The organism is Clostridium sp. SHJSY1 (genome assembly GCF_031626875.1).
Classification (GTDB): Bacteria; Bacillota; Clostridia; order Clostridiales; family Clostridiaceae; genus Clostridium.
Window position 1 is genome coordinate 1 of sequence record NZ_JANDMF010000011.1, and the last position, 21,932, is coordinate 21,932.

The 21,932-nt window shown below is 28.9% G+C and carries 19 protein-coding genes and 1 pseudogene; 4 read left to right on the plus strand and 16 right to left on the minus strand.

Annotated features, from left to right (window positions below; translation table 11 throughout):
• Positions 1-97: 97 nt before the first annotated feature.
• Complete coding sequence (gene srtB, locus NNC19_RS07600) at positions 98-859, minus strand: class B sortase (protein WP_310938030.1); 762 nt, start codon at positions 857-859, stop codon at positions 98-100.
• 12 nt (positions 860-871) lie between these two features.
• On the minus strand, positions 872-1,576 hold the full coding sequence (gene deoD / locus NNC19_RS07605) for a purine-nucleoside phosphorylase (RefSeq protein ID WP_310938031.1): 705 nt from the start codon (positions 1,574-1,576) through the stop codon (positions 872-874).
• A gap of 191 nt (positions 1,577-1,767) precedes the next feature.
• On the opposite strand from deoD, the gene NNC19_RS07610 reads away from it, so the two are divergent.
• Positions 1,768-2,301 carry a CYTH domain-containing protein gene (locus NNC19_RS07610; RefSeq protein WP_310938032.1) on the plus strand — a complete coding sequence of 178 codons (534 nt, stop codon included), beginning with the start codon at positions 1,768-1,770 and terminating at the stop codon, positions 2,299-2,301.
• 1,103 nt (positions 2,302-3,404) lie between these two features.
• On the opposite strand, the pseudogene NNC19_RS07615 reads toward NNC19_RS07610, so the two are convergent.
• From NNC19_RS07615 to cls, 11 genes and pseudogenes are all read right to left on the minus strand, one after another.
• Positions 3,405-3,761: pseudogene (locus NNC19_RS07615) on the minus strand (C40 family peptidase); the annotation flags it as partial.
• A 426-nt stretch (positions 3,762-4,187) separates the two neighbouring features.
• Complete coding sequence (locus NNC19_RS07620; RefSeq protein WP_310938033.1) at positions 4,188-5,021, minus strand: prephenate dehydrogenase; 834 nt, start codon at positions 5,019-5,021, stop codon at positions 4,188-4,190.
• Between the two features lie 9 nt (positions 5,022-5,030).
• The gene (aroF, locus tag NNC19_RS07625; protein WP_310938034.1) at positions 5,031-6,044 is read right to left on the minus strand and encodes a 3-deoxy-7-phosphoheptulonate synthase; all 1,014 of its coding nucleotides are present in this window, start codon (positions 6,042-6,044) and stop codon (positions 5,031-5,033) included.
• Positions 6,045-6,118: 74 nt separating this feature from the next.
• Positions 6,119-6,640 carry a shikimate kinase gene (locus tag NNC19_RS07630; protein WP_310938035.1) on the minus strand — a complete coding sequence of 174 codons (522 nt, stop codon included), beginning with the start codon at positions 6,638-6,640 and terminating at the stop codon, positions 6,119-6,121.
• A 14-nt stretch (positions 6,641-6,654) separates the two neighbouring features.
• Positions 6,655-7,464: a shikimate dehydrogenase gene (aroE, locus tag NNC19_RS07635; protein ID WP_310938036.1), complete on the minus strand. Its 810-nt coding sequence runs from the start codon at positions 7,462-7,464 to the stop codon at positions 6,655-6,657.
• Positions 7,465-7,475: 11 nt separating this feature from the next.
• Positions 7,476-8,615 (minus strand): prephenate dehydratase, encoded by a 1,140-nt coding sequence (gene pheA / locus NNC19_RS07640; protein WP_310938037.1) that lies wholly within the window; start codon positions 8,613-8,615, stop codon positions 7,476-7,478.
• Complete coding sequence (aroC, locus tag NNC19_RS07645) at positions 8,603-9,697, minus strand: chorismate synthase (RefSeq protein ID WP_310938038.1); 1,095 nt, start codon at positions 9,695-9,697, stop codon at positions 8,603-8,605. Before aroC ends, pheA begins: the two co-directional genes overlap by 13 nt.
• Positions 9,675-10,976: a 3-phosphoshikimate 1-carboxyvinyltransferase gene (aroA, locus tag NNC19_RS07650; RefSeq protein ID WP_310938039.1), complete on the minus strand. Its 1,302-nt coding sequence runs from the start codon at positions 10,974-10,976 to the stop codon at positions 9,675-9,677. Before aroA ends, aroC begins: the two co-directional genes overlap by 23 nt.
• Complete coding sequence (gene aroB / locus NNC19_RS07655) at positions 10,976-12,040, minus strand: 3-dehydroquinate synthase (RefSeq protein WP_310938040.1); 1,065 nt, start codon at positions 12,038-12,040, stop codon at positions 10,976-10,978. Before aroB ends, aroA begins: the two co-directional genes overlap by 1 nt.
• An 18-nt stretch (positions 12,041-12,058) precedes the next feature.
• On the minus strand, positions 12,059-13,072 hold the full coding sequence (aroF, locus tag NNC19_RS07660; RefSeq protein ID WP_310938041.1) for a 3-deoxy-7-phosphoheptulonate synthase: 1,014 nt from the start codon (positions 13,070-13,072) through the stop codon (positions 12,059-12,061).
• Positions 13,073-13,406: 334 nt separating this feature from the next.
• Entirely contained in the window at positions 13,407-14,840 is a 1,434-nt protein-coding gene (cls, locus tag NNC19_RS07665; protein ID WP_310938121.1) for a cardiolipin synthase, read from the minus strand.
• 154 nt (positions 14,841-14,994) lie between these two features.
• On the opposite strand from cls, the gene NNC19_RS07670 reads away from it, so the two are divergent.
• Entirely contained in the window at positions 14,995-15,939 is a 945-nt protein-coding gene (locus NNC19_RS07670; protein ID WP_310938042.1) for an alpha/beta hydrolase, read from the plus strand.
• 88 nt (positions 15,940-16,027) lie between these two features.
• Here the strand turns inward: NNC19_RS07670 and NNC19_RS07675 are convergent, their stop codons facing one another.
• The gene (locus NNC19_RS07675) at positions 16,028-17,290 is read right to left on the minus strand and encodes an NlpC/P60 family protein (protein ID WP_310938043.1); all 1,263 of its coding nucleotides are present in this window, start codon (positions 17,288-17,290) and stop codon (positions 16,028-16,030) included.
• 424 nt (positions 17,291-17,714) lie between these two features.
• On the minus strand, positions 17,715-18,257 hold the full coding sequence (locus tag NNC19_RS07680) for an NADH peroxidase (RefSeq protein ID WP_310938044.1): 543 nt from the start codon (positions 18,255-18,257) through the stop codon (positions 17,715-17,717).
• 308 nt (positions 18,258-18,565) lie between these two features.
• Here NNC19_RS07680 and NNC19_RS07685 point away from each other — a divergent pair, with 308 nt between their 5' ends.
• On the plus strand, positions 18,566-19,900 hold the full coding sequence (locus NNC19_RS07685) for an amino acid permease (RefSeq protein ID WP_310938045.1): 1,335 nt from the start codon (positions 18,566-18,568) through the stop codon (positions 19,898-19,900).
• Positions 19,901-19,952: 52 nt separating this feature from the next.
• On the opposite strand, the gene NNC19_RS07690 is transcribed toward NNC19_RS07685, so the two are convergent.
• Positions 19,953-20,891 (minus strand): polysaccharide deacetylase family protein, encoded by a 939-nt coding sequence (locus tag NNC19_RS07690; protein WP_310938046.1) that lies wholly within the window; start codon positions 20,889-20,891, stop codon positions 19,953-19,955.
• Between the two features lie 278 nt (positions 20,892-21,169).
• Between NNC19_RS07690 and NNC19_RS07695 the strand changes: the two genes are divergently transcribed.
• Positions 21,170-21,925 carry a hypothetical protein gene (locus tag NNC19_RS07695; protein WP_310938047.1) on the plus strand — a complete coding sequence of 252 codons (756 nt, stop codon included), beginning with the start codon at positions 21,170-21,172 and terminating at the stop codon, positions 21,923-21,925.
• Positions 21,926-21,932 lie beyond the last annotated feature (7 nt).

A 21,932-nucleotide genomic window follows, 5' to 3' on the forward strand; every position in this document is an offset into this window, starting at 1 on the left:
TTCTTTGTTAACATTTTTATCACCCAAGAATATTTTATTATAAAAACGAAAGAGTGTCGACTTTGTCGACACTCTGAAATCAGCCATATGGCTGATTTTAATAATCTGTACTAGAAACTAATTTTGCACATACAAGAAGTCTTCCATCATTAACATCATAATCACAAGTGGATAAAATTATCATTTTATCATCTTGCCCAAATGGTTTTCTCTCTAACCCAAACATCGATTTTCCTTTTAGGTTATTTATATATTTTAAGTATGATTGAGAAGATGAAAATTTATTTACATATGAATCACTATTTGCCTTTTCAAAAAATACAGAAAAAACTTCATATTGAAAAACTTTGTTTTTTGTGTTTATATAAATAGGAGTATCTTTAGCAAAGGTTTGATCCTTAAATTTCATTAAATCCGCAAACATACTTCCATCCTTCATATGATGACCATGCACTATAGTATTCTTATCAACAAACGGCTCTTTATTATCTGCTGAAACAAATATAGACCCTCCACTATTCTTCTCTTTCTTAAAATTATGATTTAAATAATAGTCATTGTTATCCGTTTGAGCTAAAGGATAACTTATTTTAGTATTAGGAATATAAATCCAACCTCTAAAGTCGTTATTCATTTGATATAATTTATCATAGTTTTCTGGCATAAAAGTAAATTTATTTTTTCCATTGTCTTCTACTACCTCTGGAGAATATTCTCTTACTTCATCATAAGACTTAGAGTTATTATTATATTCACTTAAAATACTATACAATTTATATGCACATACAAGAAAAACTGCTAGTGAAATAAAAAATATAATTTTTCTTATAATTTCTTTGACATTTACCTTCTTCCCCATAATGCTATATACCTAACCTAACTCTAAAGCAATTTCCATCATTTGTGTAAAGGTAGTCTCTCTCTCCTCTGGAGTTGTCTCTTCCCCTTTAAACATATGATCAGATATTGTAAGTATTGATAGAGCTTCAACTCCATACTTAGCAGCCACAGTATATAGTTCTGCTGTCTCCATTTCTACAGCTAAACAACCATAATCTGCCCATAATTTAATTGATCCATTTGTATCATCATAAAATAAATCTGAAGATAATACATTACCTACTTTAACATTAACACCCTTCTCTGAAGCTTTATTATAAGCTTTTAATAATAGTTCAAAATTTGCAGTTGGAGCATAATCCATACCATTAAATCTTCTTTTATTAATACCTGAATTTGTTGATGCACTTTGAGCTAATACAATATCTCTAACATTAACATTATCATTCATAGATCCAGCTGAACCTATCCTTATTAATCTCTTTGCTCCATAAAATCTAATTAGTTCGTTTACATAGATAGAATGAGATGGTAGCCCCATACCTGTCCCTTGTACTGATATTCTTTTTCCTTTATATGTGCCAGTGTATCCATACATACCTCTTACAGTATTATAGCACTTAGCATTTTCTAAATAATTATCAGCTATAAATTTTGCTCTTAGTGGATCTCCTGGTAAAAGAACTGTTTCTGAAATAGATCCTTCTTCTGCCATTATGTGTAAATGTTTTGCCATTATTAACTCCTCCTAATGTATCCTTCAAAATATAATAAATTTTTCTATATTTCTATTATACTAATTGTATTTCTCAAATAAAAGGATAAAATAACTTATATATTTATTTTATGATATAATTAATTGATTATATATTCCTTAGTCAATTTTTAACAATTATAATATGCATTTTACATTTTAGGAGAGATAATATGAATGAATTAGAAACAAGAATAATTAAGATTGATGTTGCTAATATTAGACACATCCTTGTTGAGAATGGTGCAAATAAAGTAAAAGAAGAAAATCAAATTAATAATATATATGATTTTGAAGATGACCGACTTTTAAAAAATAGAGGTTATGCTCGAATAAGAACTATTGATGATTTATTAAATAAAAAAGAAATATATTTTATGACAACAAAAAAACTTATATCACAAGGCCGCTTTAAAGAGATGGAAGAAAATGAGATATTAGTAGAAGATAAAACTGCTGCTGAAGGTATTTTTAATTCACTTGGATTAATTCTTAAACAATCCATAAAGAAGTTTCGAGAAAGTTATGAATTAGAAGACGGTCTAGTAGAGATTGATATTAATGATGCTACTTTTTGCCCATTTCCATATATAGAAATAGAAACAGATTCTGAAAAAAAACTTGAAAGAATTGTTAAATTGCTTGGCTATACTATGGAAGATACAACTTCCAAAACTATCTATGAATTAATTGAAGAAAATAAGTAAAAAAGTGGCTTAAGCCACTTTTTTACTTATTTTGCTGTTCTTCCTTCAGCTATTCCACATTGAAGATAATGATCATAATATGCTTTATTATCTTCTCCAAATGCATTTTTTAAATCTGAATACTTATTTTTATAAGTATTTAAATCAAATTCTTCACTGCCTCTTCTTCCTTCTTTCATTCCACATGTTAAGAAGTGATTGATTATTCCGTTATAATCATTTCCATATGCTTGTACTACATCTGGATTGTTTTTAATGTAATATCCCATATCAAATACAGGTGAAAGTTTTCTATTTTCTTTATATCCATTACTTAAGAAATGATCATATGCAGCTTGGTAGTTATCTTTTCCAAAAGCAGCTATAAGATCAGGATTGTTATTTAAATAATAGCTTATATCAAATGCTTCTGATGCAGTACGTCCTTCTTTTATTCCATTAGTTATAAAATGCTTAGCTAATTGTATTTCATCACATCCAAAAGCTTGTTTCAAATCTGTATATTTATCTGCATAGAATTTTGCATTAAATATTAAATCTCCTGTAGCTGTCTTAAATACTATACGATTTGCAATACGTCCCTCATTTATTCCACTTGTTAAATAATGATCATAATATGATTGATTATTATCTCCAAATGCATTTCTTAAATCTTCATAATTGAATTTATACACATCTAAATTGAAGTTTACACTTGCATTTCTTCCTTCTTTCATTCCATTAGTTAAGAAATGTCTCATAATTCCTTCATGATCTGTTCCATATGTATTAGCTACATCTGGATTATTTTTTATATATGTTTCCATATTAAATACTGGTGAAAGATCTCTTGATTCCTTATAACCAGAAGTTATGAAATGGTTATATGCAGCTTCATAATTATTTCCACCAAATGCATTAATAAGATCTTGATTATGACTTAAGTAATAACTTACATCAAAAACTTCTGATGCAGAACGTCCTTCCTTTATTCCACTAGTATAAAAATGATTATTAAGTTGATCAACATCATTTCCAAAAGTATTTCTTAAATCTTCATACTTATCATGATATAAATTTGCATTAAATAATAGATTTTCAAGACTAGATCTACTAGGTCCTTCTATTATTCTTCTAGCTCTCCAGAATTTCCAAATTGATGATATTTTTACTACATCTCCTGTTTGAGGTGCATGTATTATTTGTCCATTACCAACATAGATACCTACATGACCAGAGTGTGGAAACACTAAATCTCCAGGCTGTAATTCACTTTGCGATACCTCCCTACCTGCGTTAATTTGTGTATATGTATCTGGGCCAATATCAATATTAGCTACTTTTTTATACACATATGATGTAAACCCTGAGCAGTCAAAACTATCAGGTCCTTTTGCTCCCCATACATATGGTTTTCCTAAATAATTCTTAGCTTCATTCACAATAGCTTGTCCACTAACTGAAGCTGCATTAGCCACACTAAAACTCCCTAGCGTAATCGTTACCATCATTAAAATTGATAGTACAAAACTAAAAAATACTTTTATACTCTTATTATTTTTTGACATATTTATCCTCCTATCTAACATATGTTCCATATTATATATTATAATGATAAATTAGTCAATATAGGTTTAATATTGTTTTTATAGTATATTTTGTATAATAGTGAAGAATTATATATGACTCTTTGTTTTATTCTAATTACATTTTTTGGTTACGAAATGTATATTTTATCAAATAATATCTAATCCAAGCATGATAAAAAATCAAGAATACTATAAAAAATATTCTATTAAATACTTTTGTTAAAGAAAAAAAAGTGGCAATGCCACTTTTTTAATTTGTATTGTTGATTTATAAAAATTATAGATATTCATTTTCAACACTAACCTTTAAATTGTACCTTACAGCTTTTCTCTTCTTTTAGTAGACTTTCTAAAGAACTCCATAAGCATTTCTTTGTCATCTTCATATATAGCTTTCTTTATCAAATCTAACTCTAATTCAAAATTATTTATTGCTTTCAACAAATTATTCTTATTTCCCAGGAAAAGTTCACTCCAAAGTTCTTCATTTATATTAGCTATACGAGTTAAATCTCTATAACTATCCCCAATAAAGCTTCCTGTATCTCTATCTTCTTCATCACTATTTATAAGAGCTACAGCCATAGCATGAGGTAATTGTGAAGTAAACCCTATCATTTCGTCATGAAATTCTGGTGTTATTCTACGTATTCTTTTAAAACCTATTTCCTTAGCTAAATTTTCTACAACTTTTATGTTTTCTTCCTTATTTCTTTTAATAGGAGTTATTAAATAATTTGCATTCATAAATACTTTATCAGTTGCAAAATCAATTCCTTTTTTCTCTCTCCCTGCCATAGGGTGACCAAAAACAAAGTCAACATCCTCTGGTAGAATATCTATTATTTCTTTAATAAACATTCCTTTTATACCAGTTGCATCAGTTATTATAGCACCACTTTTAAAATTATCTTTATTTCTATTCACAAAATCAATCACTAATTTTGGATATATAGACATAATTATCAAATCAGCTTCTTTAAAAAAGTTTTCACCTGAAGTACACCCTTCTTTAATTATACCAAGTACTTTTGCTTTTTTTAATGTTTCTTCATTTACATCAACACCATAAACATTTTTGTACCCTATTCTATTTAGTGCCATTGCAAAAGAACCACCTATTACTCCAAGCCCCACAATAACAATATTCATTTTACCCACCTAAATCTCTTTTCCTTCAAGCTCAGCTAGAACCTTAATTTTTTCCATTAAACTTCTAAAGTTTTCTGGTTTTATTGATTGTTGTCCATCACTTAATGCATTCTCAGGATCATTGTGTACTTCTATCATAAGTCCATCTGCACCAGCTACTATTGCAGCCTTAGCCATGGGTTCTACTAAGTACCAGAATCCACCAGCATGGCTTGGATCAATTATAATTGGTAAATGAGATAATCTCTTAACAACTGGAATTGCACTTAAATCTAATGTATTTCTTGTGTAAGTTTCAAATGTTCTTATTCCTCTTTCACAAAGAATTACATTTTCATTTCCACCTGCCATTATGTATTCAGCCGACATTAACCATTCTTCAATAGTTGCAGATAAACCTCTCTTTAAAAGAACTGGTTTATTCGTCTTTCCTATTTGTTTTAACAAATCAAAGTTTTGCATATTTCTTGCACCTATTTGAATTACATCAACATTTTCAACAAAATCATCTATGTAATCCGTTGACATAAGTTCTGTAACAATTTGAAGTCCTGTTTCCTGTTTAGCTGCTTTTAACAATTTTAATCCTTCAAGTTCTAATCCTTGAAAACTGTACGGTGATGTTCTAGGTTTAAATGCTCCACCTCTTAAGAAATTACCACCTGATTCTTTAACGCTCTTGGCCACTTCAATTATTTGTTCCTCTGACTCAACTGAACAAGGTCCAGCCATGATTCCTAAATTTTTTCCACCTATCTTAACACCATTAACATCAACTACTGTTGGTTCTGGTTTAAATAACTTATTTGCCTTTTTGAAAGGTTCTTGTACCTTTAACACTTTATCTACTCCCTCTATTCTTAAAAGCTTATTAGCCTCTAAGACAGATGTATCTCCAACACATCCAATTATACAGTTAGTTGTCCCCCTTGAAAGGTTTATGCCAAGCCCCTTAGACTCAACGATACCAACCACCTTATTAATTTGTTCTTCTCCGCATTTTGCGTTCATAATAATAATCATTTCATATCCTCCTGTACTAAATAAATATTCTTTTTCTGTACTACTATCCTAAATTAATATATGGTAATGCTCTATTAGAGCTTTATCCCTAAACTTTTAGCAATTTTTTCTTTACACTTATTAAGAACCTCATCTAAGTTTCCAACATTTTCAACCATTATATCAGCAGCTTCATTATAAAGTGTATATCTTTCATTATGTAATTCATATAATTTATTTGCACCATCTTTCAATAATGGTCTTTTATTTATATCTACATCTTTAATTATATCTTCTACAGCCCTATCAATAAATAGAATTATACAATCTTTTTTTAAAATATCTATATTTCTCTTTATTTTTACAACTCCACCACCAGAAGAAATGACAGCCTTATCTTTTTTAGATAACTCTTCACATGCCTTCCACTCCCATTTTCTAAATATACTTTCACTTTCTTCAAATAATTCTGGTATAGTCTTCTTTGAAATTTTTTGTATATATTCATCCATATCATAAAATTTAAATTTAAATTCTTCTGCAAGACTTTTACCCAAAGTACTTTTACCACATCCTGGCATCCCAATTAAAACTATATTATTTTTTTTTGATACCATTTAAATTCTTCCTCCTAATTAAACTTAGTTTCTAATTCATCATAGATTTCACTTAATACTTTTAGGTCAATACTTCTTTCTTGCCATATCTCTTCTGATTTAATTGCTTGCCCAACTAGCATATATAGGCCACCACAAATCTTTTTGTTAAGTTCCTGTCCAATCCTTAAAAACTCTGTTATTTTAGGATTATAAATAATATCAACTAAAATATCATATTTTTCAATTATATCCTTACTTACTGGTGATATACCTACTTTAGGATACATTCCTACTGGAGTAGTATTTATAATTATATCTCCATTAATCTTTTCTAATTCTTTATAATTTACTATTTTAATCTTAGAATTTGTATTAATAACTTTATTTTTATCTCTACTTACAAGATAAACTTTTCTTGCATCTTTATCTAAAAGATAAGTAACTACTGCTTTAGAAGCTCCTCCAGCACCTAAAACTACACAAGTTTTCTCTTTGACATCTATATTATTTATTGAAAGCATACTAGCAAATCCGAAATAATCAGTGTTATATCCATATAACTTGCCATCCTTAAGAGCAATAGTATTTATAGCACCTATAGCTTTAGCCTCTTCAGATATTGCATCAAGTTGATTTATAACTACTTCCTTATATGGAATAGTTACATTAACCCCTTTTATTTTCAATAATTTAAGAGATTCTCCAAGATTTTTTATATCTTCCTTTGGAATTTCAAAAAGCTTATAACCTGCCTTAATGCCTAAAGCTTCAAATATTTTACTGTTTATTTCTGGAGAAAGACTATGGGATAACTTTTCACCAACTAAACCATAAAACTCCATTATTCTCCTCCTTAACTAACTTTTTTCTCATAAGCCCCCAATAGCTTGAAATATGCAGAATTTGTTTCAATAAGTTTTAAGGCATTAATAACCTCTTCACTCTCAATATGTCCTTCAAAATCTACATATAAGAAATACTTCCATGAGCTATCTTTCATAGGCCTTGATTCTATTTTTATCATATTTATATTATTTTCTGCAAAATGTCTAAGTAACCTATATAATGTTCCTGCTTCATTTTCAAGTGAAAACACAACACTTACCTTATTAGCATCTTTAACTACATTTAGTTCTTTAGATATGATAATAAACCTTGTATAGTTGTCTTTTTGGTTATTTATACATTCCTTAATTATTTCAAGTCCATAAATTTTAGCAGCACGCTTACTTGCAATTGCAGCTTTTGTTTTATCTGAAAGGTCCTTTATAAGTTTTGCACTAGTTGCAGTATTATGAAAAGGAATCATCTTCCAATTCTGATATCTTCTTAAGAAGTCACTACTTTGCTCAATTCCTTGTGGATGGGAATATACTTCAGTTATATCTTCTACTCTTGCTCCTCTTATTCCAACAAGATTTTGATCTATTCTTATACATTCTTCTCCAACAATATAAAATCCATAGCTTCTTAAAAGATCTAGATTCTCTGAAATAGCTCCTGTAGATGAATTTTCAATTGGAAGTATTCCATAATCAACTTCACCTGATTCTATTGCTTTAAATATATCACTGAATCCTTCATATGAAATCCTATCACTATTATCTCCAAAAAACTTTATAGCTGCTTCTTCTGTGAAAGAACCCATGACCCCTGGAAATCCAACCTTCTTTCCTTTATCTATTTCTGATCTTTTAATTTCTATTTCTACTAATTTTTTACTCTCTTCTATTTTTCTTCTTTGCAGCCCTTTTCCAATTTCCATTGTTGCATTAAAAAACTTAACTATTTCATCTGAATAATCTTCATTTTGCAGATTGTCTATAGCCTTCTTTAATACAGTATCTTCTCTATTTTTATGAAATATTTCAACTTTATTTTCTTTCTTATATTCAGCAATCTTTAAAACCATATTCATTCTTTTTTCAAATAATACAGCCAATTCTTTGTCTATACCATCTATTTCTTTTCTGTACTCCTCTAAATCTGCCATCCATATCTCCCCTTTAATAAATCAAGTACTCCAATAGCAGCCACAGCTTCTATAACCGGAATTGCTCTTTGGACTATACATGGATCATGTCTTCCTTGAACTACTAGTGTTTCATCCTTCTTTTCCCTTATATTTATTGTATTTTGTTCTTTAGATATAGATGATGTTGGCTTTATAGCTACCTTAAAAATTATAGGCATTCCATTTGTTATACCACCTAAGATACCACCATTGTTATTACTATGTGTTCTTACTTTATCTTCATAATAATAGAAGGAATCATTACTTTTTGAGCCATATATTTCAGTTATTCCAAATCCTAAACCAAATTCAACTCCCTTTACTGCTGGAACTGAAAATAACAGATGTGATAAAGTTGATTCTACAGAATCAAAAAATGGATTTCCTAATCCTGGTTCTACCCCTAATATAGCACATTCTATTGTTCCTCCAACAGAATCTCCTTCTTTTCTTGCATCTAATATAACTTTTCTTATATTATCTTCTTTTGATTCATCTATTAATGGCAATTCTTTTAAGCTTAATTTATGAAGCTCCTCTTTAGTAATATTCACATAGTCAAAACTTTTGTCCTTTAAATTTTTTATACTATTTATATGAGTTCCTATCTCTATTCCTTTTAAAGCCAAAACTTGTTTGCAGATAGCCCCTGCAAATACTAATGGTGCAGTTATTCTTCCTGAAAAATGTCCTCCACCTCTATAATCATTAAATCCACCATATCTTATATTTCCTGTATAATCTGCATGACCTGGTCTCATTAAATCTTTTAATTTTCCATAATCTTTTGAACGAGTATCACTATTTCTAATAACAGCTGTTAATGGTACCCCTGTTGTTTTTCCTTCAAAAAAGCCACTTAATATCTCTGGAAGATCACCTTCTTTTCTAGGTGTTGATAAATTATTTCTACCTGGAGCTCTTCTTTTCATTTCTTTATCTATTTTTTCTAAATCTAACTCTATGCCTGCTGGAAGACCATCTATAGTTACTCCAATACCAACTCCATGAGATTCTCCAAATATGGATATCTTCAAATTATTCCCCCACATTCCACTCATGAAAATTACCTCCTAACATCTTAAAATCTTCAAAAAACTGTGGATAGGATTTAGACACACACTCATAATCTTTTAAAATTATTGGCTCTTTACATCTAGTTGATGCAACAGCTAATGTCATTGCAATTCTATGATCTTTATGACTCCAAACTTCTACCCCACCATTTAATTCAGTTACACCTTCTATAAGAAGGCTATCTTTTCTTTGTTCAATTTTAGCCCCTAATTTATTTAACTCAACTGTAACTGCATTTAACCTGTCACATTCTTTTATTCTAAGTCTTCCTGCATTAATTATTTCAGTTTTTCCTGTACTTAATGCTGCAACTAAAGATATAACTGGTATGATATCTGGACATTGGGATGCATCTATTTTAGTGCTGTGTAAGTTGTTACACTTAGCCACCACACCATTTCCTTCCTTTATTATTACTGTTCCCATTCTAGTTAATATATCTATAACTTCCTTGTCCCCTTGAAGAGAATCTTCTTTAAGATCTAGTATATTAACTTCTGCTCCTAATGCATCAGCTGATAAGAAAAATGCTCCTTGCGAATAATCTCCTTCAACTCTATGATCTTTACTTTTATAAATTTGATTGCCCTTTATAATAAATTCCTTGTAATCATTATTAATAATGTCTATTCCAAAATCCTTCATAGCAGATAGTGTTAAATCTAAATATCCTTTAGACTCCAATTCCGTTGTTATAATTATTTTAGAATCTCCTTTTAACAAAGGTAATGTAAACATAAGACCTGTTATAAATTGTGAACTTATATTGCCTTTAATCTTAAATTCCCCTGCTTTTAATAATCCTGAAACCACTAAATCAAGTATTCCTTCTTTATAACTATATTTAATACCTTGCAAATCAAATATTTCATAATATGTGTCTAATGGTCTCTTTCCAAGATTGCCTCTTCCAACAAATCTAGTAGTTCCTTCAAAGGCTAATGCAATAGGTACTAAAAATCTTAATGTAGATCCTGATTCATTACAATCAATCACTCTTTCATACTCTCTTGTTGCTAAAACTTCTTTTGAATTTAATCCCTTAATTTCTAAAGTTCCTTTACCTAAATCATTTATTACTGCTCCAAGTGATTTCATTGAATCAATAGTTGCTATAATATCGTCTGAAAGATCTATATTTGAAACTTTACTTATACCATCTCCTAAAGCTGCACATATTATTGCTCTATGAGCCATACTTTTTGAAGGAGGTATCCTTACCTCTCCCTTTAGTTCCTTTTGGTAAATTTTTATATTTCCCATTATTTCACCACCTTAAAGAAATTTGGTGTTGTATCGTATATAATACTTTCTCCTATATCTTGAAGTAATATTACTTTTAACTTATTTCCTAAATTCTTCTTATCTAGAGAAATTGTTTCTACTATGGCCTCATTATCCTCTATATTTGTTTCATATGGCAAATCATAATTTATTAATATATCTTTTATTTTTTCTGCCACACCTTTTCTAGTTATTCCTTGTTTTTCACCTTCAAGAGAAATACTATACATTCCTATAGCCACAGCTTCTCCATGACTAAATCCTGAAAAATTATAAAAAGTTTCTATAGCATGACCTAATGTATGCCCAAAGTTTAATAACATTCTTTCTCCTAAATCTTTTTCATCCTTTTCAACTACATCTTTCTTAATTGAACAGCATGTATAAATAATATCTTCAATATTACTCATTACCTCTTCTTTACTTTTTAAGTTCATTAGCTTATCAAAGAACACTTTATCTTTAATACATCCATACTTAATAACTTCTCCCATACCATCTTTATAAAATTTTTCAGGCAATGTATCAAGTACTTCTGGATCAATCAATACTGCTTTGGGTTGATAAAAACTTCCTATAAGATTCTTTCCTCTTTCAAGATCAACTGCTACCTTTCCTCCTACTGAACTATCTACTTGAGCTAACAAAGATGTTGGCACTTGTATAAAGTCCACCCCTCTTAAGAAGGAGGAAGCTACAAAGCCTCCTAAATCTCCAATAACTCCACCACCTAAAGTTATTATAAGTTCCTTCCTATTAAGTTTAAAATCAAGCAGCTCATTATATATTTCTGGAAGAGTATTAAAAGATTTTGTTTCTTCTCCTGGCTTTAATACCATAACCTTAGTTGTGAATCCTTCTTCTTCAAGGGACAATTTTACCTTATCTCCCCAATACTTATTTACATTTTCATCAGTTAAAATAAATACTCTATCACCTTTATAGATTTCCTTTATTTTTTTTCCAATTTTATTTAAAATACCTTTTTCTATAAAGATGTTATAACTATTCTCTTTCAAATCAACATATAATTTTCTTCCCAATTTTAATCATTCCTTATATTAAATTTCTCTTCCAACAGCCTTAGCTATTAATTTTAATTCTTGAACTAAATCATTGTATACGCAAGGTTTAATTGATTGTTGCCCATCACACAATGCATTTGCTGGGTCATTATGAACTTCTATAATTAATCCATCTGCACCTATTGCAACAGCTGCCTTTGCAAGAGGATCAACCATCCACCATTTTCCTGTAGCATGACTTGGATCAATTATTATTGGTAAATGGCTAAGTTTTTTAACAGCTGGAACTGCACTTAAATCTAAAGTGTTTCTTGTATAGGTTTCAAAAGTTCTTATTCCTCTTTCACAAAGAACTACATTTTCATTTCCACCAGCCATAATATATTCAGCTGACATTAACCATTCTTCTATAGTTGCTGATAATCCTCTCTTTAAAAGAATGGTTTTATTTGTTTTTCCAAGTTCGCGAAGTAAATCAAAGTTTTGCATATTTCTTGCTCCAATTTGTATTACATCTACATCTTCTACGAATTTTTCAATGTCATATGGTGACATAAGTTCAGTTACTATTGGAAGCCCTGTTTTTTCTCTAGCAGCCTTTAATAGCTCTAATCCCTCATACTTCAATCCTTGGAATGCATATGGTGATGTTCTTGGTTTAAATGCACCACCTCTTAAGAAGTTTGCCCCACTCTTCTTAACATCTTCTGCAATTGAAATTATTTGTTCCTCGCTTTCAACAGAACAAGGTCCTGCAATCATAGCAAGCTTATTGCCACCAATTTTATTACCATTTACATCTATTATAGATGATTCTGGATGAAACATTCTATTAGCTTTTTTAAAAGGTTCTGCTACATACATTACCTTTTCAACATTTCTATTAGCTTCAATTTGAGTGTGATCAATTTTACTTGTATCTCCTACTAATCCTAAAATTATAAGATCTTTACCTATAACTGGATTAACTTCAACTCCCTTTTTTTGAATTGCTTCTGTAAGAGTATCAATCTCTTTTTGGTTCGTTCCTGGTTTTAATATTACTATCATTTTTCTTGCCCCCTAGTATTTTTTATATTAAAAAAGAGAACCCAATAATGAGTTCTCTCGAATAATAATCTACAAAAAATTAATTTAACCTATAAAAAATTATATACTCATTATGAAGGTATTATTCTTTTTTTACAAAACAAATAGCCAGCGCTAAAATAAAAGCCCCAGAATATAAAGTAAAAAAAGTTATAAAATTTTGCTTCTATTTTTTTTACTATTTGCTCCATAATTTCCTCCATTATCAATTTAATATAAAATTCTTTATTATATTTTCCTTTTTATAATAATATATCACTTTAACTAATATTGTCAATATATTTCAATGTCTTTTTTATAAAATCGGCGAAAGTAATCTTATTAATGACTCTTTCATCCTCATCCCTATACTCCTATTATCATGGCTTTCCTTAGTTATTACTTTTGAGTTCTTAATATCTACAAAAAATTGCTTTTCTAAATTTTCAGCCACTCTATCATCAAAAATAAAAGCATTTACTTCAAAATTAAGTTTAAAACTTCTAATATCCATATTTGCTGTTCCAATAGAAGATACCTGACCATCCACAACTATAGTCTTAGCATGAATAAATCCATTTTCATATGCATATATTTTGACCCCTAAATCTAACAATTCTCCAATATATGAATTTGATGCCCACTTCATAAAAATATGATCAGGATTTTCTGGTATTATTATTCTTACATCTACACCAGACAAAGCAGAAAGTTTTAATGCTTCAAGTACAGGTTCATCTGGTACAAAGTATGGAGTTTGTAGATAAATACTCTTTTTAGCATTATTAATCATCTTTAAATATCCATGTTTTATGTACTCTTCTTTATGATCAGGTCCACTTGTTACAATCTGTATTCCTATATCTCCATCTTTAGAAATTTCTTTAGAGTAGAAAATACTAAAATCGTCAATATCTTCTCCTGAAGCATAACACCAATCAAGTAAAAACCTATCAGTTAATTCATTAACAGCTTCTCCTTTAATTCTTATATGAGTATCTCTCCAAAAACCTATTTTTGAATCTTGATTTATATATTCCTTACCTACATTAAACCCACCAATATATCCAGATTCCCCATCAATAACCACAATCTTTCTATGGTTTCTATAATTAATACGAGTATTTATATGAGGTAAAATTCCTGGAAAAAATATTTCAAATTTTCCTCCATTACTTAAAAACTTTTTCATAAGTTTCTTTGTCAAAGTATATGACCCCATACTATCAACTAAAAATCTAATTTCTACTCCCTCTGCTGCCTTTTTTTCCAATATCTCTATTATCTTCTTTCCAATAGAATCTCTTCTAAATATATAATATTGAATATGAATAAATTTCTTTGCATTATTTAAATCCTTGATAAGTGCTTGAAATTTATCCTCTCCATCATAGTATATATCTATAGAATTTCTCTGTTTATATTTTGCTCCACAATGATTATAGTTCATTCTTATTAAATCAAAATATTCGCTTGGAACATGTTCTCCTGTTTTATCTTGAAGAAAATAATTAGACATTTCTCTTCTTCTGGCTTCATCTTTAAAAGTCTTCTCTTTAAACAATTTTTCCCTACTTAAATTTTGGCCAAATAATATATATATAGCATATCCTAATCCTGGTAATATAAGCATTATCAATAACCATGCCCAAGTAGTAGTTGGATCTTTTCTTTCTATAAATATTAATGATAAACAAAATGATATATTTAATGCTAATAATGCAGCCACAATCCAAAACAATAAGTGCATCATTTCTATTTATTCCTCCCACCTTAGTTCCAATTACATAAAATTATATATTTTAAATTAAAAATTAGCAACTAAATCATCAACGCTTTAGTTGACCTATTTATTAAAATATCCTATATTTATATTATAGTAAATTATGGAAAGAGGTTGGACTATGATTTTCTTAAAATTAACTCTCATAACAGCTTGTATTCTCACAATTGGTTTAATATTAGAAGAAATAATTCTATATTTACAGAAAAAAAGATTAACTTATCCAGGACACCTAATAAAAACTTCAAATGGTAATATTCATGTCGTTTCTAAAGGAGATGGTGATACAACTATTGTATTTGCCTCAAGCTTAGGTATAACTAGTCCTTATTGTGATTTTTTTAGTCTCCAAGATAAAATTTCAAATTTTTCTAAAACAGCTTTATATGAAAAATATGGTTATGGTTTTAGTCCTGATATATATACAAATGTAAGCCTTGATAATCTTGTACATGATATTAGATTTTCATTAAAAGAATGTGGTCATACACCTCCTTACATTTTCTTATGTCACTCAATGGCAAGTGTAGAAATTTTACGTTATGCTGAACTTTTTCCATCTGAAGTCAAGGGCATAATTATGGATGATGCTTTTAACCCTGAGTTTAAAGATAAACTAAAACTTCCATCTATAGCTCACATAAGAATAGCTACTTTTTTCAAATACACAGGATTTTATAGATTAGTCACAAAATTTCCGTATATTAAAAAGAAAACTATAGGAAATATACCTTCAAAAGATTTGAGACATTTAAAAAGTCGGCTTCATGTGAGAAATTATTATAATGAATATATGATAAAAGAACTCAAACAATTTTCAGCAAATTGTTCATTAATATTAAGAAATGGAATAAACTTAAAAAACATACCTTTATATATTATTACTGCTGGGAATAGAAAAGCTTTTTCAAAAGATTTTAATAAAGCATGGTTTCAATCTCAGGAAGAGATGCTTTCTTGGTCAAAGAAATCCTCTCAAGTAGTTGTAAAAAATGCTGATCATTTTATTCATTATTATGATGAAGAAATATTAATAAATGCTGTTAAAGAAATAATTAAAGCTTAAAATAAAAAGTGAACCAACTTTTGTAGTATGGTTCACTTTTTATTTATCATTAAGTTATCTTAGTGCGAGCCTCTAATAAAAACTATCTTTACTCTATTATTCTTCTAGCTCTCCAAAAATTATATACTGATGATACTTTAACAACATCTCCAGTCTGAGGTGCATGAACCATTTGCCCATTACCAACATATATTCCTACATGTCCAGAATGAGGAAATACCAAATCCCCAGGTTTTAATTCACTTTGTGATATCTCTCTTCCTGAGTTGATTTGATCATATGTAGTTCTCCCTATTTCAATGTTTAAAGCTTGTCTATATACATAAGATGTGTATCCTGAACAATCAAAAACATTGGGTCCTTCTGCACCATAAACATATTGTTTTCCTAAATGTTTCATTGCTTCATCAATAACTTTATCTACTTTTGATTTCTCTGGTTCCAAATCCTGCCAACCAAACTTATGTAATTCTGTCTTTTGGCTATTAGTTCCATACTTATCGATACAATAAATATTTAAGTTTCCTTTTCCAACAATAAATTGAGTGCTTTCATTTGTTGGTCTTTCTATAGTTGTTGTTTGTAATAAAAAAGTTTGATATCTATTACTTCCATTTAATATATGTATATTGGTAGATGTTCCTCCATCTTTTTTTATACAATATAAATCAGATATTTTATCTTGATTAAAGTCATTAACCCCAAACTCCCAATTTATTCCTGTATTCTCAATAGGTAATTGTACCTGACATAAAAAATTTTCATAATTTTCTTTACCACTTAGAACATGTAAATTGGTATGATTTCCAGCATTTTTCTTTATACAATATAAATCAGATATTCCATCACCATCATAATCTCCTGTTTTAAACTCCCAATTATTATCCGTATTTTCTATTGGCAGTATTATATGATTTAAAAATGTTTGAAAATTTGTACTTCCATCCAATATATGCAAATTGGTATGTGCTCCACTATCCTTCCTTATACAATATAAATCTTGAATCCCATCTCCATTATAATCTCCTAATTCAAACGTCCATGTATCCCCTGTCGCTTCTATAGGAAGTGCTGTTTGTAATAAAAATTTTTGATAGGTGCTTTCTCCACTTAAAATGTGAAGATTTGTATGTGCTCCTCCATCCTTTTTTATACTATATAAATCCTCCACTCCATCATTATTATAATCTCCAATTCTAAACTGCCAATTTGAGCTTGTACTCTCTAAAGCAGTAGCTGTATGTATTTCCCATATCATCTCATTATTTGTTGCTGCCTTAGTATTGACATTAAACAGCAACATTTGAAAAATTCCTAATACTACTGTCAATATTATATTTTTAAATTTCATTGTTTCCCCCTACTTATTTTTTATCGTCTTTTAAATTGTATAACCTAATTACTGAAAACGTACTAATGAGCATTAAATTTTCTACTAGTATTTAAATCCCTATATTGTTAACTCACTTCATTATTACATCTTTTATAAAATTATGATTAATTTATCCATTTTTTATTTTATAAATTATACCAATACATATATTTAAAGTCAAATTGCCCTATATATCGCATACTATTTATTTTTCTATATATTTAATTTTTATCCACCATAATAATATTATTTTTTCAAATTAAACTTAGTATACATATAAATTTAAAAACAAGAAATTTCATTATCCACAATAAATAGAAATAAATAAAGTTGCCTCAAATTAATGAGACAACTTTATTTATTTCTATTTAAAGAATCTATTTAAAGAATCTATTTAAAGTATCTATTTAAAGTATCTATTTAATAATCCTTGGAATGCCTTTCCATGTCTAGCCTCATCTCTAGCCATTTCATGAACAGTGTCATGTATAGCATCTAAGTTCAGCTCTTTAGCTCTCTTAGCTAAGTCAAACTTACCAGCAGTAGCTCCATTTTCAGCATCTACTCTCATTTCTAAGTTCTTCTTAGTTGAATCTGTTACAACTTCACCTAATAATTCAGCAAACTTTGAAGCATGTTCTGCTTCTTCCCAAGCTGCTTTTTCCCAATATAATCCTATTTCTGGATAACCTTCTCTATGAGCAACTCTAGCCATAGCTAAGTACATACCAACCTCAGTACATTCTCCTTCAAAGTTAGCTCTTAAGTCAGCTATTATATCTTCTCTAGCTCCTTGTGCAACTCCTACAACATGCTCAGCTGCCCATGTTCTTTGTCCTGATTGTTCTGCAAATTTATCAGGGCCAACTCCACATACTGGGCACTTTTCTGGTGCAACATCTCCTTCATGAATATAACCACATACTGTACATACAAATTTTTTCATAATTAATATCCTCCCTTTATTTTCAAATTTAATTTAATTTCTTATCATTTTTATTCATCTTTTGTATCGCGTTTTCCTTACATATGTTATTATATAATAATTATTATTAGTTGTAAAGTATTTTTTTAAAAAAATTTTTATTCTGTTCTTTTATCGAATATTTATCCAAAACCCTAGCATATTTATTAAACTAATATCTATTTTTATTCATACTTAAACAATTTTACAATTCCTATAAAATAGCTTGTCTAAAAGAAATATCTACATTATAATTAATTTTGATTTATTTTTTCTTGAGGAGAACGTTAATGAATAATAATAAAAATAATTTAAAACGAGAACTTGGACTGTTAGCTGCGACTGCTATCGTTGTTGGTAATATGGTCGGATCTGGAATTTTCACTGCACCTCAAACTTTAGCAAGTGTGTCCAATCCGTTTACAACAATATTAGCTTGGGTTATAACGGGGGTGGGTTCTCTTCTTTTAGCTTTAACATTTGCTAAATTAGGAACTAGATATCCTTCTACTGGTGGTCCAATTGTATATACAAATAAAGCTTTTGGAGAATTTATGGCCTTTCTTGTTGCATGGACCTTTTGGATTGGTTCTTGGGTAGGAAATGCTGCAATTATAACTGCAATTATTAAATACTTAACTCCATTTTTTCCTATTTTATCTACAAGTGGAGCTGTTTCATTTATAGTATCTTCTGCTTTTTTATGGATACTAACCTTTATTAATTGTAAAGGTGTTAAAGAAGCTAGTATAGTAGGTATAATTACAACCACACTAAAACTTGGCGCTATATTAGTTTTTGTTGTTATTGCTATATATGGATTTAATCCAGATTATCTAAGTACTTATTCTTCTCCTGATGTTCAGGGAATTAATACTTTGCCTGGTGCTATAGCTGTTACACTTTGGTCTTTTATAGGATTAGAAAGTGCTTCATTATCTGGTGGTGAAATTAAAAATCCAGAAGTTAATATAAAAAGAAGTACAATTATAGGAACTATTTTAGCTACTATAATATACTTATTATTATCATTCTTAGCTATGGGGGGACTATCTCAGACAGACCTTGCTAGTTCTGATGCTCCATTATCAGCTATAATAAACCATATTACTGGTCAATCTTGGGGTGGTTCATTTATTTCTATAGGAATAGCTATTTCTGCTGCGGGGACTGCAAGTGGTTGGATATTAACTACTGGACGAGCTGCATATGCTGCTGGTGAAGATGGATTATTCCCTAAAATTTTTGCTAATGTTCATCCAAAATTCAAAACGCCTGTAGCTTCTCTCGTAATATCAAGTATATGCACAAATTTATTGTTAATACTTAATTACTCTTCTAGTTTATCAGAAGCATTTAACTTTATGATAAATTTAGCAACTTTATCATTTATACCTGCATATGCTTTAAGTACATGTGCAGAAATAATACTTACATATAAATCAGGTACAAAACTAACTTTTTTAAGGTTTATGAAACATGGTTTCTTTCCTTTATTAGCATTTAGCTATTCTCTATATATTATATATGGATCTGGTTCTAATTCTGCTATGTGGATGTTTATTTTAATGTTACTAGGTGTACCATTCTATACATATAAAAAACTACAACATAAAAATCAATAAATAAAAAAGCTAATTTTAGAACTTTCAAATTCTAAAATTAGCTTTTTTCAATTTATTTTATTATTTTAAATTCATATCCTTGTTGTTTTAAATATTGTATTATTCCTGGTAGCGCTTTTGCTGTTTCCTCTTTTCCATAAGTATCATGCATCAATACTAAAGCTTTTTCTCTCTTTCCTATAGTCTTTATTGCATATTCTGTTAATTCTCCTGCATTTTTAACTTTTCCCTCTGCATCTCCTGATAAACAATTCCAATCAATTTGATGCCAATCTTTTTCATGCAAAGCTTTGTCCACACTATCAGCACCTTGTGGATCCTTTTTACTCCAAGTTTCTTGCCCTCCAGGAAATCTTAATGCTCTTGTTGAAAATTTCTCTCCTAATATTTTTTTCAAAGAATCATCTGTCTTATTAAAATCAGTCATACAATTTTCTATATTTATTTTTTCTTTTGGAAACAAATAGTTATAATCATGAGAATAAGAATGTATTCCTATTGCATTTCCCTCTTCAACTTCTCTTTTTACTAAATTCTTGCTTGCTTCATTTTTGTCCATATTTTTTCCTACTAGAAAGAAAGTTGCATGTACATTTTCTGATTTAAGAATATCTAAAATTTGTGGGGTAACAGTTTCTGATGGCCCATCATCAAAAGTTAAATAAGCAACTTTTTTCCCATCAGCTCCTTCAGGCTTCTGCCCTTTTTCCTGTTCTGCTATATATTTTTCTAAATATTCAACATTTTCCACTTCATTATCACTAGATTTATCTATAGGCCCATAATTTTTTTCAGTTTTATTATCTTGATTTTGTGTTGGTGAAGAATCACTTGCTACTGCTTTTAAAACTTCCTTGTTTTTAGAAAATTTTTGAGTTAATAAAGTCCCCCCTACAACTATTCCAACTACAATTGAACTCACTAATATTGTAATTTTTAACTTTCTGTTTTTCCAATCATACTTTTTGTTATGTTTGTTATAAAATTTCATTGGTAATTCCCCCTATGCGATAATATGAATTTACTCTTTATTAACTAAATAGCTTGTCCATTAATTTTGTTAAGAAAGAGTAGTATTATTGCAATTGCTTCTATATTTATCTTTATTTATAGTTATAATTTTTTATGATTTGATATTTTCTTAATAATTATATCAAAAACTTATTAACATTTAAAATACATATTTTGAATTTTCAGCCAAAATACTGAAATGTTTATTTGTTTTAATCGATTATATTAATATAAATTAATTTTATGGAGGAAAATATTATGAATAAAAAAGATTTAATAGATATTGATGAAAATAAACTTCCCAATATTTCTCTTTCAGAAGAACAAATAAATAGAATAAAGAAAAGTCTTTATAAAAACATAAAACGATTTACCGAAAATAATTATGAATTAAAAACAGATATCTCTTTAGAAAATATAAAAAGAATTGAAGCTAACTTAGGAGATAGAAAAGATGATATTATTCATGGAGTTAAGCATGCTAGAGTTTTAAAAGAATTAGCTTTACAAGCAACCCGTAAGGATTGTACCATTAAAGATAAAAAAATCATTTGTGATAAGTTTTTCCAAATCGGTGCTGGTATGGAAAATAAAGATGCTACTCTTTCTATATTTTATTCAGTATTCTATTGTCAAATATATATATCAAAAGATTATTTTATATCCTACTCTTTTGACAACTTTTATAGACTTCAGCATAGAAGGATTATTCCAATGAAATATATAAAAGCAGCAGGAATATCAAGAATGGATAAAGATAGGTTAAAATTATCTAGTGACAACTTAATAATAGATATAGACTATCGGTCTAATGAAAATTTATCTACTTATTATTTAGTGGGTAAAATGGATGATATGGTTGAAGTAAAAGATTTACTTATAACGCTTGGTGCTAAACCCTTTAATCATAAAAGATTTTCTATTGGCAGAATTTCTGGAATTATATACTATTCAATCTTTGCTTTGGCTATAGTTTATTTTTTTATAAACCTCATACTTCATAAGTTTTTGTAAGGAGAAT